Origin of the sequence: Yoonia sp., from assembly GCF_017854415.1 — a bacterium.
Classification (GTDB): domain Bacteria; phylum Pseudomonadota; class Alphaproteobacteria; order Rhodobacterales; family Rhodobacteraceae; genus Yoonia.
In genome coordinates this window covers 1-26,758 of record NZ_JAFMHR010000009.1, presented here as the reverse complement: position 1 = coordinate 26,758, position 26,758 = coordinate 1, and the positions used below count along the sequence as shown (strand labels likewise).

General features: G+C 54.5%; 32 protein-coding genes. 6 read left to right on the top strand and 26 right to left on the bottom strand.

Annotated elements, in window-relative coordinates; all coding sequences use genetic code 11:
- Window positions 1-102: 102 nt before the first annotated feature.
- The 11 genes from QZ197_RS02270 to pyrC form a co-directional block, all read right to left on the bottom strand.
- Complete coding sequence (locus tag QZ197_RS02270; RefSeq protein ID WP_296429621.1) at window positions 103-1,173, bottom strand: fatty acid desaturase; 1,071 nt, start codon at window positions 1,171-1,173, stop codon at window positions 103-105.
- 53 nt (window positions 1,174-1,226) lie between these two features.
- Complete coding sequence (locus QZ197_RS02265; RefSeq protein ID WP_296429620.1) at window positions 1,227-1,880, bottom strand: hypothetical protein; 654 nt, start codon at window positions 1,878-1,880, stop codon at window positions 1,227-1,229.
- Window positions 1,881-1,886: 6 nt separating this feature from the next.
- A complete protein-coding gene (locus QZ197_RS02260) occupies window positions 1,887-2,369 on the bottom strand; it encodes a hypothetical protein (protein ID WP_296429619.1) in 483 nt (160 codons plus the stop codon).
- A gap of 191 nt (window positions 2,370-2,560) precedes the next feature.
- On the bottom strand, window positions 2,561-3,157 hold the full coding sequence (locus tag QZ197_RS02255) for a CvpA family protein (RefSeq protein ID WP_296429618.1): 597 nt from the start codon (window positions 3,155-3,157) through the stop codon (window positions 2,561-2,563).
- A 25-nt stretch (window positions 3,158-3,182) separates the two neighbouring features.
- Window positions 3,183-4,547, bottom strand: a complete 1,365-nt coding sequence (gene radA, locus QZ197_RS02250) for a DNA repair protein RadA (protein WP_296429617.1) — start codon at window positions 4,545-4,547, stop codon at window positions 3,183-3,185.
- A gap of 24 nt (window positions 4,548-4,571) precedes the next feature.
- The gene (locus QZ197_RS02245; RefSeq protein ID WP_296429616.1) at window positions 4,572-5,027 is read right to left on the bottom strand and encodes a paraquat-inducible protein A; all 456 of its coding nucleotides are present in this window, start codon (window positions 5,025-5,027) and stop codon (window positions 4,572-4,574) included.
- Between the two features lie 7 nt (window positions 5,028-5,034).
- The gene (gene alr, locus QZ197_RS02240; protein WP_296429615.1) at window positions 5,035-6,072 is read right to left on the bottom strand and encodes an alanine racemase; all 1,038 of its coding nucleotides are present in this window, start codon (window positions 6,070-6,072) and stop codon (window positions 5,035-5,037) included.
- 92 nt (window positions 6,073-6,164) lie between these two features.
- On the bottom strand, window positions 6,165-6,518 hold the full coding sequence (locus QZ197_RS02235; RefSeq protein WP_296429614.1) for a hypothetical protein: 354 nt from the start codon (window positions 6,516-6,518) through the stop codon (window positions 6,165-6,167).
- 40 nt (window positions 6,519-6,558) lie between these two features.
- Window positions 6,559-8,046 (bottom strand): replicative DNA helicase, encoded by a 1,488-nt coding sequence (locus QZ197_RS02230; protein WP_296429613.1) that lies wholly within the window; start codon window positions 8,044-8,046, stop codon window positions 6,559-6,561.
- A gap of 224 nt (window positions 8,047-8,270) precedes the next feature.
- On the bottom strand, window positions 8,271-8,939 hold the full coding sequence (locus tag QZ197_RS02225) for an orotate phosphoribosyltransferase (protein WP_296429612.1): 669 nt from the start codon (window positions 8,937-8,939) through the stop codon (window positions 8,271-8,273).
- A gap of 60 nt (window positions 8,940-8,999) precedes the next feature.
- Window positions 9,000-10,052: a dihydroorotase gene (gene pyrC, locus QZ197_RS02220; protein WP_296429611.1), complete on the bottom strand. Its 1,053-nt coding sequence runs from the start codon at window positions 10,050-10,052 to the stop codon at window positions 9,000-9,002.
- A 120-nt stretch (window positions 10,053-10,172) separates the two neighbouring features.
- Here pyrC and QZ197_RS02215 point away from each other — a divergent pair, with 120 nt between their 5' ends.
- Together QZ197_RS02215 and QZ197_RS02210 are read left to right on the top strand one after the other, a co-directional pair.
- Entirely contained in the window at window positions 10,173-10,460 is a 288-nt protein-coding gene (locus QZ197_RS02215) for a hypothetical protein (protein ID WP_296429610.1), read from the top strand.
- 119 nt (window positions 10,461-10,579) lie between these two features.
- Window positions 10,580-10,801 carry a DUF1127 domain-containing protein gene (locus tag QZ197_RS02210; protein WP_296429609.1) on the top strand — a complete coding sequence of 74 codons (222 nt, stop codon included), beginning with the start codon at window positions 10,580-10,582 and terminating at the stop codon, window positions 10,799-10,801.
- On the opposite strand, the gene QZ197_RS02205 is transcribed toward QZ197_RS02210, so the two are convergent.
- Together QZ197_RS02205 and QZ197_RS02200 are read right to left on the bottom strand one after the other, a co-directional pair.
- Complete coding sequence (locus tag QZ197_RS02205; RefSeq protein ID WP_296429608.1) at window positions 10,798-11,730, bottom strand: phosphoadenosine phosphosulfate reductase; 933 nt, start codon at window positions 11,728-11,730, stop codon at window positions 10,798-10,800. The two genes, QZ197_RS02210 and QZ197_RS02205, sit on opposite strands and share 4 nt — an antisense overlap.
- A 105-nt stretch (window positions 11,731-11,835) precedes the next feature.
- Window positions 11,836-13,059, bottom strand: coding sequence for an acyl-CoA dehydrogenase (locus QZ197_RS02200; protein ID WP_296429607.1), 1,224 nt, complete (start codon window positions 13,057-13,059; stop codon window positions 11,836-11,838).
- Between the two features lie 104 nt (window positions 13,060-13,163).
- Here QZ197_RS02200 and QZ197_RS02195 point away from each other — a divergent pair, with 104 nt between their 5' ends.
- A complete protein-coding gene (locus QZ197_RS02195) occupies window positions 13,164-14,144 on the top strand; it encodes an XdhC family protein (RefSeq protein WP_296429606.1) in 981 nt (326 codons plus the stop codon).
- 60 nt (window positions 14,145-14,204) lie between these two features.
- Here the strand turns inward: QZ197_RS02195 and infC are convergent, their stop codons facing one another.
- A complete protein-coding gene (gene infC, locus QZ197_RS02190) occupies window positions 14,205-14,750 on the bottom strand; it encodes a translation initiation factor IF-3 (RefSeq protein WP_363157877.1) in 546 nt (181 codons plus the stop codon).
- 196 nt (window positions 14,751-14,946) lie between these two features.
- Between infC and QZ197_RS02185 the strand changes: the two genes are divergently transcribed.
- Window positions 14,947-15,684, top strand: coding sequence for a hypothetical protein (locus QZ197_RS02185; protein ID WP_296429605.1), 738 nt, complete (start codon window positions 14,947-14,949; stop codon window positions 15,682-15,684).
- Window positions 15,685-15,759: 75 nt separating this feature from the next.
- Here the strand turns inward: QZ197_RS02185 and QZ197_RS02180 are convergent, their stop codons facing one another.
- The 6 genes from QZ197_RS02180 to cysG form a co-directional block, all read right to left on the bottom strand.
- On the bottom strand, window positions 15,760-16,617 hold the full coding sequence (locus QZ197_RS02180) for a ferredoxin--NADP reductase (RefSeq protein WP_296429604.1): 858 nt from the start codon (window positions 16,615-16,617) through the stop codon (window positions 15,760-15,762).
- Between the two features lie 70 nt (window positions 16,618-16,687).
- A complete protein-coding gene (locus tag QZ197_RS02175; RefSeq protein WP_296429603.1) occupies window positions 16,688-17,098 on the bottom strand; it encodes a DUF934 domain-containing protein in 411 nt (136 codons plus the stop codon).
- A complete protein-coding gene (locus QZ197_RS02170; protein ID WP_296429602.1) occupies window positions 17,095-17,802 on the bottom strand; it encodes a phosphoadenylyl-sulfate reductase in 708 nt (235 codons plus the stop codon). The genes QZ197_RS02175 and QZ197_RS02170 overlap by 4 nt, the downstream gene beginning before the upstream one ends.
- A complete protein-coding gene (locus tag QZ197_RS02165; protein ID WP_296429601.1) occupies window positions 17,792-19,462 on the bottom strand; it encodes a nitrite/sulfite reductase in 1,671 nt (556 codons plus the stop codon). The genes QZ197_RS02170 and QZ197_RS02165 overlap by 11 nt, the downstream gene beginning before the upstream one ends.
- Window positions 19,462-19,764: a DUF2849 domain-containing protein gene (locus QZ197_RS02160; RefSeq protein ID WP_296429600.1), complete on the bottom strand. Its 303-nt coding sequence runs from the start codon at window positions 19,762-19,764 to the stop codon at window positions 19,462-19,464. Before QZ197_RS02160 ends, QZ197_RS02165 begins: the two co-directional genes overlap by 1 nt.
- Window positions 19,764-21,155 (bottom strand): siroheme synthase CysG, encoded by a 1,392-nt coding sequence (gene cysG, locus QZ197_RS02155; RefSeq protein WP_296429599.1) that lies wholly within the window; start codon window positions 21,153-21,155, stop codon window positions 19,764-19,766. The genes QZ197_RS02160 and cysG overlap by 1 nt, the downstream gene beginning before the upstream one ends.
- A 135-nt stretch (window positions 21,156-21,290) precedes the next feature.
- Here cysG and QZ197_RS02150 point away from each other — a divergent pair, with 135 nt between their 5' ends.
- Window positions 21,291-21,752 (top strand): Lrp/AsnC family transcriptional regulator, encoded by a 462-nt coding sequence (locus QZ197_RS02150; protein WP_272145888.1) that lies wholly within the window; start codon window positions 21,291-21,293, stop codon window positions 21,750-21,752.
- Here the strand turns inward: QZ197_RS02150 and QZ197_RS02145 are convergent.
- Entirely contained in the window at window positions 21,749-22,912 is a 1,164-nt protein-coding gene (locus QZ197_RS02145; RefSeq protein WP_272145890.1) for a cytochrome P450, read from the bottom strand. The genes QZ197_RS02150 and QZ197_RS02145 overlap by 4 nt on opposite strands.
- Window positions 22,913-23,127: 215 nt before the next feature.
- On the opposite strand from QZ197_RS02145, the gene QZ197_RS02140 reads away from it, so the two are divergent.
- Window positions 23,128-23,958 (top strand): cobalamin-binding protein, encoded by an 831-nt coding sequence (locus QZ197_RS02140; protein ID WP_272145893.1) that lies wholly within the window; start codon window positions 23,128-23,130, stop codon window positions 23,956-23,958.
- On the opposite strand, the gene tpiA is transcribed toward QZ197_RS02140, so the two are convergent.
- From tpiA to QZ197_RS02115, 5 genes are all read right to left on the bottom strand, one after another.
- Complete coding sequence (tpiA, locus tag QZ197_RS02135; RefSeq protein ID WP_296429598.1) at window positions 23,955-24,686, bottom strand: triose-phosphate isomerase; 732 nt, start codon at window positions 24,684-24,686, stop codon at window positions 23,955-23,957. The genes QZ197_RS02140 and tpiA overlap by 4 nt on opposite strands.
- A 15-nt stretch (window positions 24,687-24,701) precedes the next feature.
- Window positions 24,702-24,998 (bottom strand): TfoX/Sxy family protein, encoded by a 297-nt coding sequence (locus QZ197_RS02130; protein WP_296429597.1) that lies wholly within the window; start codon window positions 24,996-24,998, stop codon window positions 24,702-24,704.
- Window positions 24,998-25,360, bottom strand: a complete 363-nt coding sequence (locus QZ197_RS02125; protein ID WP_272145900.1) for an iron-sulfur cluster assembly accessory protein — start codon at window positions 25,358-25,360, stop codon at window positions 24,998-25,000. Before QZ197_RS02125 ends, QZ197_RS02130 begins: the two co-directional genes overlap by 1 nt.
- Window positions 25,361-25,417: 57 nt before the next feature.
- Window positions 25,418-25,780 (bottom strand): SUF system Fe-S cluster assembly protein, encoded by a 363-nt coding sequence (locus QZ197_RS02120; RefSeq protein ID WP_272145902.1) that lies wholly within the window; start codon window positions 25,778-25,780, stop codon window positions 25,418-25,420.
- A gap of 76 nt (window positions 25,781-25,856) precedes the next feature.
- Window positions 25,857-26,758: MFS transporter (locus QZ197_RS02115; protein ID WP_296429596.1), on the bottom strand; the 902-nt coding region annotated here is incomplete at its 5' end.

The following is a 26,758-nucleotide window of genomic DNA, read 5'->3' as shown; positions in this document are numbered from 1 at the left end:
GGGGGCAGCTCCGAATCCGTGAATATGAATTTGCCCCCTTCTTAGAGGGTCATGTCCCTCATGTCACGGAGCGATCAAGGCAGCGTGGCAAATTGTCGGGCTTTAGGCTGCAAACGGTCTGAGACGGGCGGCATCTTCACCATATGGCGTGGCCCCTTCGGGCAACTCGGGCAAAATCACGGCGTCTTTGTATTTTAACTGTTTAACCAAAACCGGCAAAAGTCGCCGAAATGCGGCGTAGATTGACGGGTCGGGGGCAGGGACATCGTGTTTGATCAATTCGTGCAATTGCGGCAGGCGGTAATACGGAACCATCGTGAACATGTGATGTTCAAGGTGGTAGTTCATATTGAGGTAAATAAAACGGCTGATCGGGTTCATTAGCACCGTGCGGGTGTTCAAGCGATGATCCGACACATTTTCGGCCAATCCAAGGTGCTGCAACAGGCCAGTCATCACGTGATGCCATGCGCCATAAAGCCGTGGCAGGCCAATCAGCATAAGCGGCAGGATAGATCCCGTCGCAAGGGCCGTCACAATCACCGCAGCGTAAATGCCCAGATGGATGCGGGCCGCGAGAAACGCAGAGCGGTGGTCGGCTTCGCGCAAGTACATCGCCTCGTCCGGGTGAATTTGACCGCTTGCATGCAGGGCAAGGCGGGCAAGCTGATGGGGGACCTCTAGCAGGCCAAACAAGTTGAGTACGATCCGTCCCAGATCAGGCGGGCGCATCGCCACGATTTCGGGGTCGCGCCCAACGATGATGGTGTCGGTGTGGTGGCGCACATGGCTGGCGCGCCATGTGATCGGATTTCGCATCAGCATAAAGCTGGCAATGTGGTATACGACATTATTCATCCACGCGGTCTTGAACGCTGTCCTATGGCCGCATTCGTGCCAACGGGCGTCTGATGCCGACCCATAAAGCACCCCGTAGGCGAGCCAGAATGGCAGCGACCACCATGATGGCCATAGTATCACCGCGATGGATCCAAAGACGACCATAGCCCCTAGCCAGATGACCGTGTCACGCAACGCAATCGCATCTGATTTGATCATAAGAGCGCGGATCGCGTCAGGCGCGACATCCGTGCGATACCATTTCGGGCTGGCCCGACCGCTTGCAACAGCGTCACGTCCTGCTGGGCCGGAAAGTGCGTAATCATTCGCCATTTCGTATGCTAGCGCTATTGCTAAACACCCGTCAATTTGATTGCGCGGTGGCGCTAGGCTCCAAAGAAAAAGATCACGAGGGGAACCGGCGACACACCGATCAAGATTGCAATCAACGTTGGCACCGGCGCGAAAATTCCACTCAAACCTGCCATCATCATGATACCACCACCGCCGCCAATAATTGCGTTGCCTGGGACGTTCACCGCAATCGCAAGCGCGACGTAGCGACGCCGAAGCACGAGTGACATGATGTTGGGGGGCGCTTCTTCCAACAGCATCCCAATCCTTTGATCCGGGGGCAATGCTGCCGCGCGTGCGATCAAGTCAGCAGCTCTGCGCATGCGCAAGATTGTCAGCAGTTTGACCAATGCGGTCGTTGGCAACACAAGTCCGATAACATATGCCAACATCATTGCTGTAACGGTTGCCGCATAGACGAGAGGCGCAATCGAGGCCCCAAAGGATGTCAGTAGGGCGATGCCAATCTCTGCGCCCGGCACAAAGGGTAGGGCCAGCAAAACTACATATGCCGCCGTTCCAAGCATTACCGCACTGTGCACGCCCTGTTCATTGCGTGGCATGATCTCGAGGTTGAGCGCATCGCGGATAAAATGCGCACCCCAAGTGGCCAGCAGAATAAAGGTCAAAAGTGCAAGGAACTTGACCGCAAGGGGCACGATTTTCGCGCCGGATTTGGGTGTCATGCGGTCCTAGCTTTCAGCAAGATGGGCGGCGGTCGGGGTTGTTGTGCCTTCGCCGATGACATTGATTTGATGTGTCCAGTACCATCTGCGTGTTGTCCATGTCCCTGCAAAGCTAAGCTTGCCGTCAACAACTGTGCCAAGAAAGGCGACCGTGTGCGGCGCATCGGGGCAACGGGTGACAGCATAGAAATGGAGCGTCTCGCCGTCTTGCCACGTTTTGTAGTCGGACCAGCCAAAATCGCAGTAGATCTGACACATTGCCGACTGAAAGGCTCCGTCTTTGAAATGGAATTCGTCTAAAATGACATCGCCAGATTCGATAACCTGATCCGTCGTGTAAAAGACAGAGCCGTCCAAAACAGACCCGGAAACCCAAGGCGCATCCGGCATAGCAAGATCAGGCATGTCTTCTTTGACGAGCGCGACCGTTGCAGCGCCAGTTGCGATAACTGCGATCAAAAGTGCGACAGCCTTTAGAACTGCTTTCATCTGAAGTCCTTTCCGGTTTGCTAAATTTAGATCGTGCATCTGTTTGGACAATAATCAATGATACGTTCGTTTAAATTGGTTAGCCGAGCTTTGAAGCGAGCAGTTTGAATTGCCATTTAAACGCTACAGAAGAACCAAAAACGGCCAGCGGATTGCACCGCTGGCCGTTCAAAAAATTATAGGCGGGCTGCTTACTCGGTTGCAGGTGCCGCTTCGGGTGTAATTGCTGTTTCGGGTGCACCACAGCTGCCGACCAACTGCTGGTACTGCTCTGTGATCCAACCCAAAGCCTGCTCCGGGTTTTGCGCTTCGATGCGAGCTGTCAACTGTGCAAAGACTTGTGCCGAACGGCTGTCATCAATCGCTGCGAACTCTTGGCTGGCAAAGATTGTGTCATAGACAAAGAAGGCTACCGCGACCAGCAAAACGCCGCGCAGGACGCCAAAGAAGAAACCTAGACCTTGATCGATTCCGCCAAGCGCGGAGCGTTGGATGACGGTGGAAAAGAGCGGAGTAAAAATTGAAACGACCACAAGGGCCACGGCAAAGACCGCTGCAAAGGCCGCGATGATCGCAAGCTCGCAACTGTCGCCGATAAAATCGCCGAGGATCGGGATTTGACGGATAAGTGGTTCAACCTGATCAGCAAAGATGAACGCGACAACTGTCGCACCGATCCAGCCCACGATAGCCATTGCCTCGCGGACGAAACCGCGGCTATAGGCCAAAACACCTGACAGTAGCACAAGGATCGCTACACCTGCGTCAACGAGTGTGAAACCTTCCATCGATCATCTCCTACTTGATAGCGCGTCACCTTGCGCCAAATACATCTTCAACAAAACCGGCCAGATCTGTCGCTGTGCGCAAATCCAGTCCCGCCACTTTAGGCTGTTTGGCCTGTTGTGGAACAATGCCTGACGTAAAACCAAGTTTCTGGGCTTCTTTCAATCTATTTTCGGTCTGAACCACAGGACGGAGCGCGCCGGACAAGCTGATTTCACCGAAAATAACGGCTTCAGCGGGCAATGCGGCGTCCTCGCGGGCGGATACCAAAGCTGCCGCCACGGCAAGGTCTGCACCCGGCTCTGAGATGCGTAAACCCCCTGCAACGTTGAGATAAACGTCCAATCCGGTGAAGGGAACACCGCACCGCGATTCGAGTACGGCAAGGATCATTGCAAGCCGTCCGCTGTCCCATCCGACGACAGATCTGCGTGGTTGACTGTGTGGCGAAGGTGCCACAAGCGCTTGGATCTCGCAAAGCAGCGGGCGGCTGCCTTCGATGCCTGCAAACACGACTGATCCGGGGGCAGGGGCGCCGCGTTCAGACAAGAACAAGGCTGAAGGATTCTTGACCTCGGCCAAACCTTTGCCTGTCATTTCAAACACGCCAATCTCGTCCGCAGGTCCAAAGCGGTTCTTGACCGAGCGTAGAATGCGGAACTGATGCCCGCGGTCGCCTTCAAAATAAAGCACCGTGTCGACCATATGCTCGACCACGCGCGGACCTGCGATTGTGCCATCTTTTGTGACGTGACCAACCATGACGACCGCCATGCCGTTGCGTTTGGCGAATGTGGTCAGTTCATGTGCCGATGACCGGACTTGGCTGACGCTGCCCGGCGCGCTGTCGACATTGTCAGCCCACATCGTTTGAATGGAATCGATGATCGCAAGATCGGGCTTTTCAATCTCAAGCGTGGTAAGAATGTCGCGCAGGTTCGTTTCCGAGGCCAGCAAAACGGGACTATCCTCGAGCCCTAATCTGCGAGCACGCATCTGCACCTGAGCATTTGATTCTTCGCCGGAAATGTAGATGACCTTTAGACCATTGCGCGCGAACCTTGCCGCTGCCTGCAATAGCAAAGTGGATTTACCAATGCCGGGATCGCCGCCAACCAATAGCGCCGATGCTTTGACCAACCCGCCACCTAACACGCGGTCAAGTTCGCCTACGCCCGCCAACGTGCGGGGTGGTTCGTCCTCTTGGGTTGCGAGGTCAGTCAGCGGAACTGGCTTGCCGCGCATTCCCCCGAGAGACTTGCCTTTTGGGCCACTGCTAAGCGCTTTGCTTTCGGTGATGGAATTCCACGCCTGACACGCGTCGCATTGCCCCGACCATTTGCGAAAGGCGGCACCGCATTGGGAACATGTAAAGTTAAGTTCTTTGGCCATGTTCACCTTTTGGACCAATTCAGTCTATTCGGCAAGTGCCTGTGATTTGGCTTTGGGCGTCAGCGCAGAAATCGCGATGGAAGCGAGGATACAGGCCGTAAACATATAAAGCCCCCAGCCGGTTTCGACCCTGCCAAAACCGACGCCTTTGATCACAACGATATAGAGCGCGATCAGAAACACATCCGCCATCGCGAGCTTTCCGATCCAAGACAGCGCCGGTAAAGTCTTATCTTTCAGCAGGTTAAAGTGCACCAACGCCAGCCCAATCGTCTTGAGGTAGGGCGCGAAAAGCGCAAAAGCAGTGACCAGCAAAGCCAATGCGACGTCGCTATCCCAAAGGGCCTGCATTCCAGAAATCACACTAATTTCGCTAAGGCCGAAGATCGGCAAAAGACCTGCACGCATCAACGGGGCGAACCATGCGATGGGAAATAGGATCAACAGTGAAAGGTTGGCGATGCGCAGAATATTCAACATTGGCGGTCTATTTGCCAAACGTCTTGCGGCGGTAACGTGCGCCAAGCTGCGTCAAAATCTCATAGCCAATTGTGCCTGCGGCCTGCGCCAGATCATCAACGCCTTGATGCGGGCCGATCAAAGTCAGCTTTGTCGGATCATCCGGCAGATCGGTAATATCTACCGTGATCAGATCCATTGAGACTCGGCCAACCAGTTTGCAGGGGGTATCGCCGTGATAAAACGTAGCCCGGTCAGACAAGATGCGCGGGATGCCGTCGGCGTAGCCGCCAGACACAGTTGCGATGCGCGACGGGCGGGCCGCTTGCCAGGCGTTGGCATAGCCAACAACTTCGCCCTCGGCCACATCGCGGATTTGTATAATAGGCAAATCCAACTCGACCACGGGCGTGGCGCTTTCAAATGGGAGTCCGCCATAAAGACCGATGCCGGGGCGCGTCAGGTCAAAGTGATACTCGGGGCCCAATAAGATACCACCTGTTGCCGCTAAAGAACGCGGCACAGAAATGCCATCTGTCATCTTTTTGAACTGGTCCAATTGATAGGGGTTCATCGGGTGATCGGGTTCATCCGCGCAGGCCAGATGCGACATCACAAGCTTGGGACGCTGCGCCAAAGCGAGCTCTGCCACGGCGGCCCATTCTTGCATTTCCAACCCCAAGCGGTTCATGCCGGTATCAAGTTGGATACCAAAAGGATGGTCCGGTAGGGTCTCTAGGTGTTGGGTCAGCTGTTCCACGGAATTGAGCATCGGGGTCAAACCCAGCTCGCGGATCAAATCAGTGTCGCCCTTCATGTGGCCGGAAAACACGCAGATTTCAGGCTTTGGGCCTAGTTCTGCGCGGATCGCCACGGCTTCTTCGGCGACGGCAACAAAGAACTGCCGCACGCCAGCTTTGAACAGCGCTTTGGCGACATTTGCAGCGCCAAGGCCATAGCCGTCAGCTTTGACCACGGCTGCAGTTTTGCAATTGGTCATACCATCTAACGCGCGCCAGTTGGCGACGACAGCGTCAAGATCAATGATTAGGCGTCCGGTACTCATAGCGACCTTTTGGCAGGGGCTGCTACGACGGGCAAGTAAATTGCACCGTCATTGCGATCTACCATGCCTTTGATGACCGCTTTGACAACGATCTAGGGGCAGTCACCTTGACCGTTCAACGCGGCGACAATCGCGACAGCGCGGTCCAACGGAATAGGGTCAGTCAGGGCAAATCCTGTGTCGATCCGCTCTTGGATCGTGATTTTTTGCATTTCATCGCCGCATACAAAAAACGATACGGGTTGATTGATATGCGTTGCGGTGAATGCAGCAAACGAAGCGGTCGCCGTTTCATTCATCGCAATTGCAATCTGGCGAAAATATGGATCAGTCCCCATCAGGTCTGCACGGACATCAGCGGCAGGCAAACGCAGGTTTCCCAAAAATCCGGTGAACCTCACGACAATGTCGGAGGAGGATTGCGCAGTCGCTGAACCAGCTAACATGCACAAGAGAACAACGAGCTTTTTGATGATTTCAACCTTTCTAAAACTGCGTATCGTCGCCTTGTTGCCAAGGCTTTACCAAATTGCCAAACCGTGTGAATTCCGCTGTGAATGACAGCTCGATCATCCCGATTGGGCCGTGGCGTTGTTTGCCTACGATAACCTCGGCTTTACCGTGCAAGCTAGACATTTTTTCTTGCCAGGCCGCAATTGCTTCCATGTTGTGATCTTCAGGCTTTTCACGCTCTGTGTAGTATTCACCACGGTATACAAACATAACCACATCGGCGTCCTGCTCAATAGAGCCGGATTCGCGCAAATCAGACAGCTGCGGGCGCTTATCTTCACGCGATTCGACCTGACGTGAAAGCTGGGATAGGGCGATGACGGGGATGTTCAACTCCTTGGCGATAGCCTTTAGACCCATCGAGATTTCGCCGATTTCCTGCACGCGGTTGTCCGACGTGCCGCGCACCAGCTGTAGGTAGTCAACGATCAGCACATCCAAACCATGCGTGCGTTTCAAGCGACGTGCGCGGGCGGCAAGCTGCGAGATCGGGATCGCGGCGGTATCATCGATATAAAGCGGGCAGGACTCCAGCTTTTTGGCGGCGTCAACAAAACGGCGAAATTCGGTTTCGGTCATGTCGCCTTGGCGGATTTTGTGAGACGAAATCTCTGATGCTTCGGCCAGAATGCGGCCTGCCAACTGCTCCGCGCTCATCTCTAGTGAAAAGAACCCAACAACGCCGCCGTCAATGGCGCCTTCGCTGCCATCTTGCATCGGGCCTTTGCGGTAGGCCTTGGCAATGTTGTAGGCGATGTTTGTCGCCAACGAGGTTTTCCCCATCGACGGGCGACCCGCGATAATCAACAGGTCGGACTTGTGTAATCCGCCCAGTTTCTTGTCCATATCGATCAAGCCGGTTGAAATACCAGCCAATCCGCCATCGCGCTGATAGGCGGTGTTGGCAACATTCACAGCCTCTGTCACCGCAGCAAGGAACGACTGAAACCCGCGTTCTGACACACCTTGTTCGGCCAATGAATAAAGCGCCTGCTCGGCCTCGATGATCTGCTCGCGCGGTTCGCTTTCTACGTCAACTTTGGCGGCTTTGTCGGTGATGTCACGGCCAAGGCGGATCAATTCGCGGCGGGTCGCCAGATCATAGATCATCTGGGCATAGTCACGCGCCGCAAAAGCCGAGATCGCCGCACCCGCAAGACGGGCAAGGTAAGGAGGGCCACCTAATTCCTTTAGGCCCTCATCATCTTCCATAAAAGCCTTAAGGGTGACAGGGCTTGCCAACATATTGCGGCCAATGCGCGAGGCAGCCGTTTCAAAAATGCGAGCATGGACAGGGTCGTAGAAATGCTTTGGACCAATGATCGCGGCAACGCGGTCAAAAATGTCATTATTGGTCAGAATAGCACCCAAAAGCTGCTGCTCTGCCTCAATGGAGTGGGGCATCGCATCAGCAGTCGCGTTTTCAACACCGCTGGCATTAAATGTCGTAATCTCGTTCATCATGTCCCCTCAAACATCGCACTGCACGCTTAGCAGTTGGGCACTGGAGATAGCTATCTTGATATCATCGGGGATATCTGGCGGGATAACCTTGTGGATAAATGCAGCAATTCTCAAATCATACCATATTAGGTAGGATCACGCAAAGTCCGCCCAACATACAGAGTGTGTTTGCGATTCCCGCGCCCAGTTGTGCACAGAGCTCGGGATAAGTTTTTTGCCTGTTACGCGGGCTTCCAACCTGCAGGATCGTTCAAATAGGCCTCTACTGCCGTCAGTGTTGCGCTGTCGTAAGCACCCCGTGCTTTGGCCTCGGCCAAGACGTCCCACCATGTGCAAAGATGGATGAGTTGCACGCCGTGTTCTGCCAAAGTCTCTTCGACGCCATCAAAGATGCCATAGTAAAAGATTACGGCCGTCGCACTGCAGCTGGCACCGGTTTCACGAATAGCATCCACGAACGACAATTTTGATCCGCCATCAGTTGTCAGATCCTCAACCAGCAACACGCGCTGGCCTTCGGTCATCACACCTTCGATGCGCGCATTGCGTCCGTAACCCTTTGGCTTTTTGCGCACATAGGTCATCGGCAGGGCCAAACGTTCAGCGACCAATGCACTAAAGGGAATACCAGCAGTTTCGCCACCAGCGATATTGTCAAAGGCTTCGAACCCGGCTTCGCGCATAATCGAAACGGCCATGAAATCCATCAATGTCGCGCGGATACGCGGAAACGAGATCAGCTTGCGGCAGTCCACATATGTAGGTGCTTGCTTGCCAGAGGCATGCGTAAACGGTTCCGTTGCATTAAAATCGATCGCGCCAATCTCAATCAGCATGCCGGCCGTCAAACGGGCCATTTCTTCTTTGGTGGGGAAAGAGGTGGGGATCATTGTATGGGCCTATTGCTTCTTATTTCTAAATAAACTTCCGCCGGAGGCATCCGGCAGGTTTTACTCCTCAACACGCCAGTGCAGGTCAAACCCCGGATCAAACACAGTCACAGGACCGTCCGCAGTCTGGATATGGCTTGGGTATTGCACGGGCTCGCCTTTGGTCAGCGTGATCGTGCTGGTGTTCGCGGGCAACTTGTAAAACTCAGGGCCATTGAGCGACGCAAAGCTTTCGATCTTGCGCATGCGGCCAGCGGCGTCAAAAACCTCGGCTAGGCAAGACATCGTGGTGGGCGCTGTGAAAATACCCGCGCAACCGCAAGCTTGTAGCTTTGCAGGATCAGTATGGGGCGCGCTGTCTGTGCCAAGGAAAAAGCGTTTGTCGCCAGAGATTGCAGCCTGAACCAATGCGACGCGGTGCGCCTCGCGTTTGGCGACGGGCAGGCAGTAAAAATGCGGTTTGATCCCGCCCGCAAGGATATGATTGCGGTTGATGATCAGGTGATGCGTCGTGATTGTGGCGGCAAGGTTCTTGTTGCTGTCGCGCACGTAATCTACGGCGTCTTGGGTCGTGACATGTTCCATCACGATCTTGAGGTCAGGCACTTTTTTGCGCAACGGCTTTAGCACACGGTCGATAAACATCGCCTCGCGGTCAAAGATATCGATATCGTGGTCTGTGACTTCGCCATGCACACAAAGCGGCATGCCGATTTCGGCCATCACCTCAAGCACGCCACGCACCTTTTCAAAATCGGTCACACCAGATGCAGAGTTCGTCGTAGCCCCAGCAGGGTACAATTTAACTGCGGTCGCAATCCCTGCAGCGTGGGCTGCGCGCACATCTTCTGGGTCAGTCGTTTCGGTCAGATAAAGCGTCATCAGCGGTGTGAAATCAGCACCTTGCGGCAAAGCATCCATGATCCGCGCACGGTATGTGACGGCTTGCGCAGACGTCACGACGGGCGGCACGAGGTTGGGCATAATGATCGCGCGGGCGAAATGGCGGGCTGTTTCTGGCAAAACCGCTTGCAGCATTGCACCATCACGCAGATGCAAATGCCAGTCATCAGGGCGGCGGATTGTCAGGCTTGTTAATTGTCTATCAGGCATGTGGCTGGATTACACCTTTGTGGGCATGGATGCCATAGGGCTTGTGATTGCCCTTGTAGATTACATGCGCTTTTAGGATGCTGATGTGGTGGAACGCCCCACTTATCAGGAGATGTCATCATGCTCGGTTTTTTGGTTGCTGCCGTTGCCGGCTTTTTCACGCCGCAACTCGAAGGACCTGTTGCGGGTCCGATTGTAAAGTTTCTTGAAGGCTACTTCGCAATTGAGCCTCACGAGAAACGGCTGATCGCCTTTATGGTCGCGCTGGTTGCCGCTGCAGTAGCTGCTGCATTGCTTGATAGCGGTACGACCTTCGGTGTAATCGCAGGTGCGACCTTGGGTTATTTTGGCGAGCGGATTTACAAGTTACTTAAGCGGATTATCGACGCGCGCAGCGACGCCGACTAGAGCATCGCGCCCACGCCATGCAATGACTGCATCGCGGCATTGCAGCCTTGGTGGTTTCGCTCAAGCCTCAGGGGCATATCTATCAAGCAACGCAAATAAGCTTTGATAGGAGCCCCGATATGGCATTTTACACTGATACAATCGAAAACCACCCCAAAGCATCCTTGGCTGCGCGTGTTCGGCAAGGTGTTGGGCGTTTCTTTGCTGGTTTGGCAGACGCACAGAACAGAACCCAAGCCGTAGAGCGGATGCAGGACCTAAGCGACAAAGACCTTGCGAAATTGGGTGTGCGCCGCGAAGACATCGTGCGTCACGTTTACCGCGACATCTACTATGTTTAATCGATTTGATTGGCTTGTAGTTCTTCGAGTTTCGTCTCGAAGAACTTGCTGATGCCGCGGTTCATCATGTAGCGGCAGATGATTTGCGCGAAATCGTCGTGGTTTGCTTTGATGAGGTATTGAACCAGCTTGCGGATATAGACCTGATCATAGCGGCGCGCGCGTAAAAGCTGTGCAAACCGCTTGCCATCCAGATTGCGATCCATCGCCAGTTTGATCATCACATCATGGATGCCCATCCGGTCGAATGAACGGTCAAGCTGCCCACCGATCAAAGGGCAGGGCAGCATCGTCACATGCGGTTTACGGAATAGCGCCGCATGGCCCGCATCCAGATGCTCGTACGGATCGTAAGCCACAAACACGTGCTTTGCGCCATCGATCATTTCAGGAGCATATCCGTAACGGGTCGCAAAATTCTTTTTACGCGCAGACTTGTAACGTTTGTCCCAACCCGTTGAACGCGCCTCAAGAGTGGCTTGCGGACGCAGTGCGATAACTGACGCGCCGGGTGCTGCGACTGAGAAGGCCGCCGCGGCATAGGCCGCACCACCGTCACTTCCGTGGAACAGCACATTTTGGAAGTCTTCAAAGAAACCATCATCCACCATGCGGTCGAAAAACGCATAGATTGCCGGATCGCGGAACCAGCTTTCGGTGAAAGAGATCAGCGCAAGATGCGACCAGCCGTCATGACGCGCATAGGCAAAGCCACGCGGTTCGGCATCAAGATTATAGGCGCGCACACTTTCGGCATTTTCAAACGTGACAAGCAAGTTGTTGCCTGCCTCAAGAAATCCGGCGCAGTGCCCACGACCAAGCTGTTCAAAAAAGCCAAAGTCTTCGCATACATCATCGATTGCACCGATCCACTGATTGGCATCGAGGTCGGTCAGACTGGTTCGAAAGTTAAGTTGGCGGTCTTCCATAAACATACTCCGCAACCCGAAGTACACTGGGTTGGTGGAACAGTTGTATCATGTATTTGAGGCAAAAGTAGGCATGTTCCGCACTACATTGTTACGAAATTTGCGCTAAAAGAACGCCTGAAGCCCTGTTTGTGCGCGTCCCAAGATCAATGCGTGCACATCATGGGTACCTTCATAGGTATTCACCGTCTCAAGGTTCACCATATGGCGCATGATCTGGAAATCCTCACTGATTCCATTTCCGCCGTGCATGTCCCGCGATGCCCGCGCAATATCGAGCGCTTTGCCGCAGTTATTGCGCTTCATCATGCTGATCATTTCAGGGGCGGCACGACCTTGCTCCATCAGGCGGCCCAGTTGTAGGGCAGACTGCGTGCCCAATGCGATTTCGGTTTGCATATCCGCCAGCTTTTTCTGGAACAATTGCGTCTGGGCCAGCGGTTTGCCGAACTGCTTGCGATCCAATCCGTATTGGCGCGCGGAATGCCAACATGCTTCTGCTGCACCCATGACCCCCCACGCAATGCCGTAGCGCGCACGGTTCAAACAACCAAACGGCCCTTTCAAGCCCTGCACACCGGGCAAGAGCGCGTCTTCGCTGACGGCTACGTTGTCCATGACAATCTCGCCGGTGACCGATGCCCGCAAGCTAAGCTTACCGCCGATCTTGGGTGCGGTCAGACCCTTCATACCTTTTTCAAGCACAAAGCCGCGGATCTTGCCGTCATGCGCATCTGATTTTGCCCAGATCACAAAGACATCGGCAATTGGCGCGTTGCTGATCCACATCTTGGCGCCATTCAGTACATAGCCATCCGCTGTCTTTTTCGCGGTTGTTTTCATACCAGCCGGATCGCTGCCTGCGTCAGGTTCGGTCAGGCCAAAACAACCGATTAACGTACCAGCGGCCAAGCCGGGCAAGAATTTCTGGCGCTGGGCTTCGCTGCCGTAGGCGTGGATCGGGTACATCACCAACGACGATTGCACCGACATCATTGAACGATAGCCGCTATCGACACGTTCGATTTCACGGGCGACTAGACCGTAGGTCACGTAGCCGGCACCCAGCCCGCCGTATTCTTCGGGGATTGTCAGGCCAAGCAAACCTGCGTCGCCCATGGCTTTGAAAATATCTGGATCCACAGTTTCTTCGCGGTAAGCGTCGGTGACTTTGGGTTGCAGTGCCGTCTGAGCGAATACATTTGCCGCGTCACGTAGCATCCGTTCATCTTCGGTTAACTGATCCTCGAGCCGAAGCGGATCGGTCCAATCGAAAGGTCCAAGGTCAGGACCGAAACCTGTCGTCAAAATGGGTTTGGAATCATTCATGGCTGCATCTCCGCTGGTGTTGGGGGCAGGCTATGCCGTTGACCACTTGGGGGCAATGCACGAGACAAGCTAGGTTAGAAATCGAAACGCACTGGATTGATGCAATGACACCGTCCCCCATTACCGACCTGCCGAAACTTGCGCTGGATTGGCACCGTGCAGGCAGAGGCGTGGCAATTGCAACGGTCGTGCAAACTTGGGGTTCGGCCCCGCGCCCCACGGGCAGCCAATTGGTGATCGATAGCAATGGGGCAATGGAGGGATCGGTGTCCGGAGGATGCGTCGAAGGGGCGGTGATTCTCGAGGCGATTGATGCAATTGCCGACGGCAACACGCGCTTGCTGGAATTTGGCGTCAGCGACAACGATGCGTTTGCTGTGGGCCTTGCTTGTGGCGGAGAGATCAAGGTTCTGGTGGAACCTGTCGGCACTGCGATTCCTGTTGCGGTTCTAGCGGACTTGGTTGCTCGCCGCGCGCAGGCAGAACCCGTGGCCTATGTCACCAACCTGCAGCAAGGCGGCCCCGCGTTACAGCCACAGTCGGCGTTTCCAGAGCGTTTTCGTATGGACCGTTCCGGCATCCAAGATGATGGGCAGACCTTTGTTGGCATCCATAATCCACCTTTGCGGTTGGCGATCATCGGTGCAGTTCACATCGCGCAGTATTTGGCCCCGATGGCGCGGGCTTGCGGCTATACACCCATTTTGATCGATCCACGTCCCGCGTTTGCATCGCAAGACCGATTCCCTGATGAAATGTTGGTTGATGCGTGGCCGGATGCGGCATTGGCAGCACTTGCGTTGGATGCGCGCACGGCAGTTGTGACGCTTTCACACGATCCCAAGCTGGATGATCCGGCGGTGATCGGTGCCTTGCGATCTAATGTTTTCTATCTGGGCTGTTTGGGGTCAAAGCGCACGCATGCCAAGCGCCTTTTGCGACTGTCAGATGCAGGGTTCAGCGATTTGGATATGGCGCGTATTCATGGCCCTGTCGGGTTGGATATTGGGGGGCGACTGCCTGCCGAGATTGCGGTTAGCATCGTGGCGCAAATGACCCAACAGTTGCGCCAGTCGCCGCAATAGCACGCACAAAAAAAGCCCTCAATGAATTGAGGGCTTTTATATTTCGTCGTTTGGAAAAGCTTACTTCGGAAGTGGTCCGATCAGCATGACCATTTGGCGGCCTTCCATCTTTGGAAAGTTCTCGACCTTGCCAGCGTCTTTGGTGTCTTCTGCAACACGCTCTAGCAGTTCGCGGCCTAGCTGTTGGTGCGCCATTTCGCGCCCACGAAAGCGCAGGGTGATCTTTACCTTGTCACCGTTGTCCAAAAACTTGAAAACGTTGCGCATCTTAACGTCATAGTCGTTGTTATCCGTGTTTGGACGGAACTTAACTTCTTTGATTTCGATGATCTTTTGCTTCTTACGTGCCTCAGCTTCTTTTTTCTGAGTCTCGTATTTGAACTTGCCGTAGTCCATGATCTTGCAAACCGGCGGGTTGGCATTTGGCGAAATTTCTACCAAATCGAGGCCCGCTTCATCGGCCATGACCATCGCACGTTCGGGTGTCACAACACCTACGTTTTCGCCTTCCGCACCGATAAGGCGGATTTCGGCGGACCGAATACGGTCATTAATGCGTGGGCCTGTGTCGCGTTGTGGTGGCGCGTTATGTGGTCTGCGTCCTATGGTCTTTATCCTTTGGTTGTTCCGTTCAAGTAAAAGACAAACTAAACCTCTGTAGTGTCGGCTTCAACCCGCAAAAGTTGCGGTTTTCTGCTGAATTTTCCCCATAACAGCATCTTTCGCTTTGCTTTGTGATCTGACATATCACCAAATAAGGGCCAATGGGGCCTAAACGTACAAATTTGGAAGGATTTGAACAATGCGCGCAATCGCAATTATCGTCATTTTGGCTGTCGTTGGTTTCTTTGGATATCAATACGCCGCAGAGGGCCGCAGCCCGGGCGAAGCGGTCGGTGTTCTATCGGGTGCCACACAACAAGCAGAAGCCGCCGCCGCAGATGCTGCCGCCGCCGCCGAAGCTGCCGCTGCGGAAGCCGCTGCTGCTGCCGAAGCTGCTGCTGCACAAGCTGCCGCAGATGCAGAAGCGGTTGCTGCCGAAACTGCTGCCGCCGAAGCAGCCGCTGCTGTTGAGGCCGCTGCTGCTGCCGCTACTGCCGCTGCAGAAGAAGCTGCCGCAACTGCTGCTGCTGAACGTGAAGCTGCTGCCGCTGCCGCTGAAGAAGCTGCGGCCGCTGCGGCCGCCGAAGTAGAAGCCGCTGCAAATGCTGCGCTTGAAGAAGCAAAAGCCGCTGCAGCCGAGGCCCTTGGCCAGACAGCAGATGTGGCCGAAGAAGCCGCTGAAGCAGTTGAACCTGATACAGCCGTAGAAGAAGTCGCAACCGAAGCTGCTGAAGGCAGCGAAGATCTGATGGCGATGGCCGGTGATCTGCTGACTGTTGACGGATTTGATGCCGACAAGGTTGTTGCCTTGCTTGACACTATCGACATCCCAGAAGGTGAAAAGACCACGCTGACAACCGCGCTTGGTTTTGCAAAGAACAACCCTGCTTTGCTGCAGCCAGTTCTGGACAACATCAAGAACTTGCTTGGTATGTAAAACTGGGTTCAATCCCAAATAAAAAAGGGCCGCGTCATTGCTGACGCGGCCCTTTTTATTGAATGATCCGGTGCCTTAGTCGAGAAACGCTTTTTCCACCACATAGTGCATCGGCTTTGAATTGGCGCCTTCGACCAGCCCGTATTCCTCGAACATTTCTTTCAGCTCTAGGTTAAACGCGAGGTTACCGCAGATCATCGCGCGATCAGTTTCGGGCGACAGCGGCGGTACGCCAAGGTCGGTAAATGCCTCGCCAGAGCGCATTAGATCGGTGATGCGGCCCATCTTTGGGCTCTCTTCACGGGTTGTGGTCGGATAGTATTTGATCTTTTTCCAGAAGCCTTCACCAATCACATCATTGAGCAGCTCATCAGTCTTGAGCGCTTCGATCAGGTCGCGGCCATACGTCAGCTCGCCGACTTCGCGGCAGGTGTGAGTGATGATGACCTCATCATAGTCTTCGTATGTCTGGGGTTCGCGCAGCAGCGATGCGAAGGGCGCAAAGCCAGTACCCGTAGCAAAGAACCAAATGCGTTTGCCGGGGATCAGGGCGTCATGCACCAATGTGCCAACAGGTTTGGGCCGCAAGATCAGCTCATCGCCCGGCTTGATATGCTGCAGACGCGATGTCAGCGGGCCGTCTTGAACCTTGATCGAATAGAACTCCAACTCTTCGTCCCACGACGGGGATGCGATGGAATAAGCGCGTAGCAGCGGTTTTTGCTTGCCAGTCTTTGGATCAGGATCACCCATTAAACCAATCATCACGAACTCGCCCGAGCGGAAACGCAAGGACACAGGACGCGTCACCCGAAAGGAAAACAGCCGGTCGGTGTAGTGTTTCACCTCCGTTGCGGTCTGCGTGTCGGGCAAGGTGGGGACAGCTTTGGCGGTTTGTGTGGTCACGGGTGTCTGCTCGGTCATAAGGATCATGGCAGCCTTCTAGGGCCACCCTCCGTCTTAGTCATTGATGTGGATCAGGGAAAGGGTCGGCTAGATATTTCTAGCCGCGCAAGCGGGCCTGATAGTTGTGATTTTGCCAATCTGCGCGGAATTTCCATTGCTCTGCGGGCTGGCGTGCAGCAAGGGCGCCGTCGATTTCGACCTCGTCAAAGCCGGACCTGCGCGCCATAGCGTATTGATCCGCTAGAACGTGCCCCTTGGCCCGTAAGCGCCCTTTGTAGCCTGCGCTGCGTAGCATCGCTGCGAGTGTAAATCCGCGCCCATCAGCGAAGGATGGGAAATCAATACGGATCATTGCGGCGTTGGTTAAGCCCACCAATGCAGTTGGTGCCGTATCAGAGGCCAGATCAATACCGTAGTCGCAGTCATTGGCAGCAATATCGGACAGTGCCACAAATCCACATGTGAAATCTTCGGGGGCAAAGCCTGTGTCGGTTACAATCACACTCATGCTGCTTTGACCTCGCGCGGGGAATTGTGGATACCACATTCAGTTTTTTCTGTTTTACGCCAACGACCTGCACGGTGATCTTCAATGTTGCTGGCGCGTGTGGTGCATGGCATGCATCCGACAGATGGGAAACCTTGAGCTACCAATGGATGGCGCGGTAGGTCGTGCGCGTCGATGTAGGTTTGAACATCCTCTGATGTCCAATTCGCCAGCGGATTGATCTTGATCTTACGATCTTCTTTTTCGAACAGCGGCAGCTGTGCGCGTTGCCCGCCATGGTAGCGTTTGCGCCCAGTGATCCAGCCCTCAAATCCTTGCAGAGCGTTGTTCAACGGCTGTGTCTTGCGCAGATCACAGCATGCGTCCAGGTCCGCCTGATGCAGCAGGCCGTCAACATCTTTGGTCAATACATCAGTACGATCAGGTCCGATGACGCGCACATCTGTTAAACCAAGTTGGGCAGACACATCCTGCTGGTACGCAAGCGTTTCTGGAAACAGCATTTCAGTATCAAGAAAGACAACTGGTGTGTTCTTGTCGATTTGCGCAACCATATGCAGCAACACAACCGCCTCTGCTCCGAAGGACGACACGAGGGCGACTGGACCCAATTGCACATCTGACAAGACGTGCTTGAGGATCGTTTGCGCATCAGATTTGCGGTGCAAAAGATTGCGGCGTTCAACGAGTTCTTTAAGCGGCATTTGCTTTGTCCTGTGCTGGGTAAAGAATTGATTTGAATGGTTGTTTGCCAAGGCGACGGTAAGCTTGCAAAAAGGTTTCGTCTGCGTCGCGGCGCAAACCAAGATACCCCGTGACCAACCGTTCAATTGCAGGCACGATTTCATCGGCACTAAATCCACGACCAGCGCGTTCACCGATCGTTGTGGTCTCGGTCCCGTCGCCACCCAACGTGATCTGGTAGCTTTCAACACCTGCACGGTCGAGGCCAAGGATACCGATATGTCCGACATGGTGGTGCCCGCAGGCATTGATGCAGCCCGAGATTTTGATCTTGAGTTGGCCGATCTCATGTTCGATTTCCAACTCGTCGAATCGCGTCGCAATCTCTTGTGCAATCGGGATCGAACGTGCTGTTGCCAGCGCGCAATAATCCATACCGGGGCAGGCGATGATGTCAGACGCCAGCCCGATGTTGGCTGTTGCAAGATCCACTTGGCGCAACGCCGCATAGACCTTTGCCAGATCGGATTTATGCACATGGGGCAGGATCACGTTCTGCTCGTGACTGATCCGCAACTCGCCGTGGCCATAGGTTTCGGCCAAATCCGCCATGACGCGCATTTGATCGGATGTCGCATCACCCGGTGTCGCGCCATGCTTTTTGATGCTGATGGAGACGATCGCATAGCCGTTGGCCTTGTGTTCCGCCAGATTGGTATCAGTCCACGACCGGAATGCGGGATTGGCAAGGCGCGTGGCCTCATATCCACCGATGGATTTCGTGACAAACGCTGGTGGCGCAAAAGCGGCTTCGATTTTGGCAAGCAAGTCTTGGTCATGTCCCGAGAAACCAGCGCGGATCGTGGCAAAGCGATCCTCAACAAGCTCTTGGATTTTCTCCAGACCGTTTTCGTGCACGGTGATTTTGATGCGTGCCTTGTATTTGTTATCACGGCGGCCGAGCAGGTTGTAGACGCTTACGATTGCCTCGCAATAAGGCAGCAAATCTGCTTTTGGCAGAAAGTTACGCAGCACTTTGCCAACCATTGGCGTACGGCCAAGGCCACCACCGACGATGACTTCGAAGCCAGCTTCACCTGCATCGTTGCGGACCATGCGCAGACCGATGTCGTGCGCCTTGGTGACTGCGCGATCATGCGCGGCACCTGTGACTGCGATTTTGAATTTGCGCGGCAGGAACTGGAATTCAGGGTGATCGGTGGACCACTGGCGCAGCAGTTCGGCAATCGCACGTGGGTCTTCGATTTCATCGGCAGCCGCACCAGCAAAATGGTCAGCGGTCACGTTGCGGATCGTATTCCCCGACGTTTGGATCGCATGCATGCCAACATCAGCCAATGCCTCAAGCATATCGGGCACATCTTGCAGTTTAGGCCAGTTGTACTGGATGTTCTGACGCGTGGTGAAGTGGCCATAGCCCTTGTCCCAACGGTCCGCGATATCGGCGAGCTTGCGCATTTGGGTTGGGTTCAAAGTGCCATAGGGCACGGCAACCCGCAGCATATAAGCGTGCAATTGCAGATAAAGACCGTTCATCAGGCGCAGCGGTTTGAATTCATCCTCGGTCAGCGATCCGTCAATGCGGCGTTCGACTTGGCCGCGAAACTGGGCCACGCGTTCGCGCACGAATGCTTCATCAAAATCTGTGTAAGTGTACATTATGAAAGCTCCACTTGCTTGCCGTGCGGATAATTGGATGGACCGCGTGTGCGAAATTCTTCGCGAAAATGGGTAGGGGCAGGGCCGTCTGAGTTTTGCTTTGCATCGACCAAATATGCGCCTGCGATTTCTGCCTTTCGCGATTGCGCCTCAAGCAGGCGCAGATCGGCGTGCGCTTCATCGGTCAGCAACTCTGCATCGCGGATGTCGCGGGTCCAAGTGTCGGCCTCGGTCAGCCAAACAGCGTCGCCTTCCAGCAGCGCATTGGCGGTGACGACTTTGGGTATGAATGTGCGGGACATTATGCAAATTCCTTAATCTGTGATGCTTGGGCTTGGGCGTCGCGTGGCGCTAGCCCGTAGAATGTGATCGCGGGGCCCTGCAAATTGGCTTGGGTCAAGGTGGGTTCTAGTTCGACCAGCGTGGTCGCGATGATCTGTTGATTTGCGCGGCTGACGTTTTCGATAATTGTCACCGGTGTTGCCGGATCAGCGCCATGCATCAGCAAACGGCCTTGGATAAAGCGGGCTGATTTCTTGCCCATATATATCGCGGCGACCTCGCCTTTTTGGGCCAACGCCTTCCAGTCGTGATCGGCATAGCCTTTGGTGTCATGCCCCGTGATCAGACGCACAGCAGAGTTCCGGCCGCGCTTTGTCAGGCTTTGCCCGATGTTCGCCACCGCAGCAGATGCAGCGGTGATCCCGGGGATGACAGTGTAAGGAATGTCATGGGCCGTAATCGCCTCGATTTCTTCATCTAGACGGCCAAAGACCGTTGGGTCACCAGCCTTAAGGCGCACGACATGCAGACCATCCAGCGCGTGTTGCACAATCAACGCGTCGATGTCGGACTGCTTCATCGCTTTGCCGAAACCTTCTTTGCCCGCGTCAATGATGATTGCTTCGCGCCGTGCGAGTTCCAGAATTTCACCAGTGACCAAACGGTCGTGGATCACAACATCGGCCTTATCCAGCGCGCGGCGCGCTTTGAGCGTCAGAAGTTCAGGATCGCCTGGGCCTGCACCGACAAGATCAACGTGCCCGCCTGTGTCTGTTGCAGTGACCGTTTGATCCAACAGTGTTTCAAGAGCAGGGATCACAGCGGCTTCGCCGTTCTCTGCAAATGCCTTTGGACCCGCGCCAAAGTAGAACGCAGACCAGAAATCGCGACGCTTTCGGCCCATCGGCAGAACTTCAACAGCATGCCGGAAGGTTTTGCCGATACGGGCAAGTACGCCCAGTGATATAGGCAGGCGGGCCTCAAGATCGGCTTTGATCGCACGCGCCAGCACGGGGGCGGCGCCTTCGGTACCGATTGCGATGGTGACCGGATCACGGTCGACGATCGCTGGAGTAATGAATTGGCTGTCGGCCAGGTTATCGACGATATTAACCAATGCGCCTTCGGCATGGGCAATGGCGGCGACGCGTGCGTCTTCTGCATCGTCTTCGTTGGCCGCGTAGAATAGCGCGGCGCACAGCGCATCACCGGGTTCCATCGCGCGTTCAATGACCCGCAGCTTGCCTTGCGCAGCCCATTTGCGAATATCATTCGCGATCGCTGGAGCAATAACAGTCAGATGCGCTTGGGTCTTCATCAACAGACGCAGTTTGGCCATTGCGGCATCACCGCCACCCGAAAGGACAATGCGGCGGCCTTCGACGGCTAGGAAGATTGGAAAGTGCTTCATGGTGGACCTCTGATTTCTTGACCTCAACATAGAATATTGTTCTGGTATTTACTTCCCCTTGGGCGCATCTAAGGACAAGTGTTCCGCCTTAATGCGAAATTGGACCGTGTGTCCTGTGAAATCGGAGAATAAAGAATGTCGGTACGGATTGACGCCACAGACCGGAAGATTTTGGCAGCATTGCAAGCGGATGCAGCCCAATCGCTGGATGAAATCGCCAAGAATATCGGGTCTTCCAAGACGCCTGTCTGGAATCGCATTCGTAAAATGCGCGAGGCGGGGATCATCGGACAACAGACCGTTATTCTAGATGCAGAGGCGTTGGGTTTTGAAGCCTGCTTTTTCGTTCTGATCCGCACGTCAGAGCACGATGCAGATTGGCAGGGGCGGTTCCTTAAGGCGCTTAAATCACGACCCGAAGTCCAAGAGGCACACCGTTTGGCGGGCGATATCGACTATATTCTAAAGGTCCGTGTCCAGAACGCGCGGGCCTACGATACCTTTTATCAGGCGCTGATTTCTGAAGTGAAAGTGCACAACGTGACAGCGCTTTTGTCGATGGAAGAGATCAAATCGACGGTGGCCTTGCCACTTTAGGCGCGGACCATCAGCTGTTCTAACCCGTGGAAGTGATAAACGTCGCCATATTGCGGTGTTCCCGCAAGTGCCAGATTGGGGCAGCGTTCAAACAGCACCTCAAGTGCGATTTTTAGCTCTAGCCGCGCGAGCGGTGCACCGACGCAAAAGTGGATACCGCCGCCAAAGCTGGTGTTTTGCGCACCTTTGCGCGACGGATCAAAGCGGTTCGGGTCAGGATAGGCGACTGGATCGCGGTTTGCAGCAGCCAACAAACAAGCAATCTGATCGCCGCGTTTGAAGGTGTGATCACCGATGGTCACGTCCTCGTAAACCCAGCGGGTGAACATGTGCAGGGGCGGGTCATAACGGATGATTTCCTCGACAGAGGCGTCGGTAATTTCTGGCACACCATGTTCCAGCAGGGTTTTCGTGCCATTGCCCAGCGTATGCACGGTTGCTTCATGTCCGGCGTTCAGCAGCAAGATGCAGGTGGTGATCAATTCGTCTTCGCTCAGGCGTTCGCCATCAGCCTCTGCCGCGATCAAGGTCGAGATCAGATCATCGGTCGGCGTCTTGCGCCGTTTGGCGATGTAGCCGCGCATAAAGCTCACAAAATCATTGGTGGCTGCGATCGTGTCTTCTTCGATCTGCGGGGTTCGGCGGGCTTGGTACATAGCGACCATCGCATTGGACCAGCGGACCAAATCATCGGCGCGGTCTTCGGGCACGCCCAACAGCCGCGATATAATCACGACGGGAACGGGTTGGGCATAAGCTGTTAGCAGATCAAAGGGTTGATCAGGAAATTCATCAATCAGTTTATGGCAAAGCGCGCGAATATCGGGGGCCAGCCCCGCAATTGTGCGGCTGGTGAATGCGCGCAGAACCAATGCGCGCAACCGCTTGTGGCGGGGTGGTTCGAGTTCCAGCATCGAATGCGCTTCGACATCGTAAAACGGCTGTAAATGAGGTGGAATATCAGGCGCCAATTCCGCAGGGCATTCGCGCCCCATGCGTCTGTCGCGCAAAACAGCATGTACCGTTTGGTGGCTGACAGCGCATGCCATATTATAATCGTTCCACCAGAAAAAATCACCAATCGCACGGACGCGATCATAAAACGGATAAGGGTTTTGGACAAAGTCCGGGTCGGTAGGGGATTGGCTAATTCTTTTCATTAAACAGCTTTGTCCCAGCCCAATCATGATTGCAAGTCCACGCAGACAGTTGCGTTCTCAATAGCTTAGGTCCATATCCGACCGCCGGCTTTGCCGCGACGTTCTGACACGCAGATCAAGCGCGAAACCATGATAGCCTGTATGCAATCGAATACACGTAACCGCGCCACATCCGTTGGCCGGAACGATTTGATTACACCAGGGGAGGGGCGTTCATGGCCAAAGTGTCACTGAACGAAAAAGCTTTTGATAGCTTTGAGTATAAGAAGGCCGATCAACAGATTAGGTTGGTCAATAAGAAATTACCGCAGCAAGCCGTTTCAGAGCTTGCCCGAGAAGTCGTGAGGCGACTTGCGTTTCGTATGCCAAATTCTGTCTCGAGAAATGACCTACCGACCGAGGACGAGATCGCTGAACTGTGCGACGCCTTGTTGTCACCCCAAGATCGCGCGGCAGATGATTTTATCTTGAATGTGCGCAGGAATAGCGCCGATATTGAAGTCGTGTATCTTAGCTATGTCGCGGGTGCTGCACGCCGACTGGGCCAGCTGTGGGACGAAGATCAAATATCATTCATGGATGTCACGCTGGGGTGCGGAAAGCTTTACCGCATAATCCGTGGTTTGCGGCATGTAATCGCGCCGTCAATCATCAAAGACCGTGACGAATACCCTGCGATGTTTGCGCTTGTCCCGGGCGAGACGCACACATTAGGAATTGAGATCGCCACTGATATCTTCCGCCGCGAAGGTTGGGACGTGGATATGATGGTTGGACTTGACCACGATCATCTGATCGAGCAGTCAGACCGCCGTACTTACCGCGCGATTGTTCTTGTCGCCAACTCTGACAGCATGATTGAACCTTTGACGCGTCTGGTCCTTGCACTGCGTATCTCGCATCCGATGTCGCATATTGTTGTCGCGGGCAACATCTTGAACCACTACCCGAACATCAGTTCGCTTGTTGGTTCGGACGCGGTAATCAGAGACATCGAAACTGCAGTCGTCAAACTACGGGACGTGTTGAACGAACCGCAGAGTTAAGCGTTCTCGAGGGCGGTGATGATCGGAGAAAAATCATCGGCCTTGAGACTAGCGCCCCCGACAAGCGCGCCATTCACGTTCTGCACTGCGAAAATCTCGGCGGCATTGCTGCCTTTGACCGAACCACCATAAAGCAGTGTAAATTCACCGCCGTCATCAAATCGTGCCGCAAGGCGCGTGCGAATATGGGCGTGCACGTCGGCGATTTGTGCGATTGTCGGGACTTTGCCAGTGCCAATGGCCCAAACAGGTTCGTAGGCGATGACGGTGTTCGTTGCTGTGGCCATATCCGGCACAGAACCGGCGAGTTGCCCGTCGATAATATCAAGCGTCGTGCCTGCCTCGCGTTGATCGAGCGTCTCGCCAATACAGATGATCGCTTGCAGGCCCGCACGGTAGGCGGCTGTGCTTTTCGCCGCGACATCCGCGTTCGTTTCACCGTGATCAGCGCGGCGTTCGGAATGGCCAGTTATGACGGCAGACGCACCGGCATCTTTCAGCATTTCGGCGCTAAGATCGCCTGTATTTGCGCCTGATGCGTGTGCATGGCAATCCTGCCCGCCGATCCGGACCGGCAAATGCGCGCAGGCGCTAATCAATGTGGCGGGTGGGCAGATCAAAACATCCACCCCCACGTTGGCGTGGCGTTCGGCCAACATGCGCAATTCGTCCAAACTGTTAGCCAGCCCGTTCATTTTCCAGTTCCCGGCGGCAAGTTTGCGCGGCATATCAGCGTCCTTTATTTATAGTGAGGCGATTGTGCGTTGTGCCAGTGTGCAGGCCTCTTGCGGATCGTCAAGGGCGGACATGGGCACGGACCAATAGGGCATGTTGTGAAATTGTGTTGAACCCGCTTCGGCCAATTCTTGCGCCACGGCGTCTTTTGCTTTGAGGTAAAGGGTGCCATCACTGCTTAGTAGGGCAAAAACCATATCTTGATGATACAGGCACATGCCGCCAAACATTTTTCGTGATGTTAAATCACCAAGGTCAGAGAGCAGATCAAGCACAAATGCGATATCTGCCTGCGAGACAGCCATCAGGTGGCGGAAATGCTTTCGTCGAATTTGATCGACTCGCCGCAACCGCAAGCATCAACGACGTTTGGATTACGGAATTTGAAACCGGATTCAAGCAGTGAGGTTTCATAGTCGATTTCAGTGCCAAACAGGAACATCTGCGCAATAGGCGCGATCATCACACGCGCGCCTGAAAGCTCGACAACCTCGTCCAGCGGGTCAACTTCGGTCACGTAGTCCATGGTATATTCCATGCCCGCGCAGCCGCCTTTTTTGACTCCGATACGCAGCCCTTGGTGACCATCTTTGGCCATGAGCTTGGCGATTTGCGCAGCGGCTTTTTCGGTGATCGCTACTGCTTGCTTGCCTGGAATGCCGAACATGAAGTTGCTCCTTTGACCCTAAAGATAGGGTATGTGGGTGTGTCACTCAAGTCTGCTTTACATAAAGCCCAGCTCAAGACGGGCTTCGTCGGACATCATGTCCATGCCCCACTGTGGCTCGAACGTCATTTCAACATCAACGTGTTTGACACCCGGCAAGGGTTCTACGGCGTCAGCAACCCAACCCGGCATTTCGCCCGCAACGGGACAACCCGGTGCCGTAAGCGTCATCGTGATATTAACCGCATTTTCTGCATTGATATCGATCGTATAAATCAGACCAAGATCATAAATATTCACCGGAATTTCAGGGTCATAGACGGATTTACACGCCATTACGATATCCTCGTAAAGCGGGTGATCTGTGGTGGATGGCGCAATCATAGGCGCGCCTTCAAGCTGTGCGTTGCTGTCTGTCATAGCATCCGTTTCCTGTATTCCTGACCAAACATATAGGGATTGGGTGCTGGTGCGTAAAGGGGGTGGGGTGCGAAGTTTACCCCACAGCCTTTGCAAGTGGTCCCGGCGTTTCGCGGATTGGCAAATGTATTAAGGCCGCAATCAGTCCCAAAGCGACCCCAGCCCACCACATCGGTGTGTAGTCGCCGAAAGCGTCAAAGATCCAACCGCCCATCAATGTGCCAAGAAATGCCCCGGACTGGTGGCTCAGAAAGATCAAACCGCCCAGCGTCGAAAGATATGTGACCCCTTGGGTTTGCGCGATGAGTGCCGTGGTAAGTGGCACGGTCGAAAGCCACAAAAGTCCCATTGCTGCTGAAAAGATATAGATACCGCCGGGCGTCAGGGGGGCAATAACGAACAGGCTAATGATGATCGCCCGCGTAAAGTAGATACCGCTCAGCAACCGTTTCTTGGAATGGCGTTGGCCGGACCACCCTGACAGGAACGACCCTGCGATATTGAAAAGCCCGATCAATGCCAATGACCAGGCCCCAAGAGCGGGAGACAGACCTTGATCCGCGATAAAGGCTGGCAGGTGCGTCGATATAGACGCCACATGAAATCCGCAGACAAAGAAGCCGATAAACAACAAGACATAGGCGCGATCCTGAAAGGCTGATTTGACGGCATAGCCGAAACGGCTTTGTCCAGCTTTCACGGTCGCTACAGAAACGCGGTTCACGAAAAATGCCATCGGTACGATAAGCAAATAACTGACAGAGATTGACATGATCGCCATCTGCCAACCGATTTGACCGATCAAGTAGACCGAGACAGGCGCCGCCAAAAACATCCCCGCAGAGGCGGAAGCTGTCCCAAGTCCCAGAATAAAACTGCGTTTGGACGCTGCGACGACTTTGCCAAGGGCGATGATCACGATCTGAAACGCCGCACATCCGGTCCCGATACCGACGATCACGCCCGACCAGATAAAGA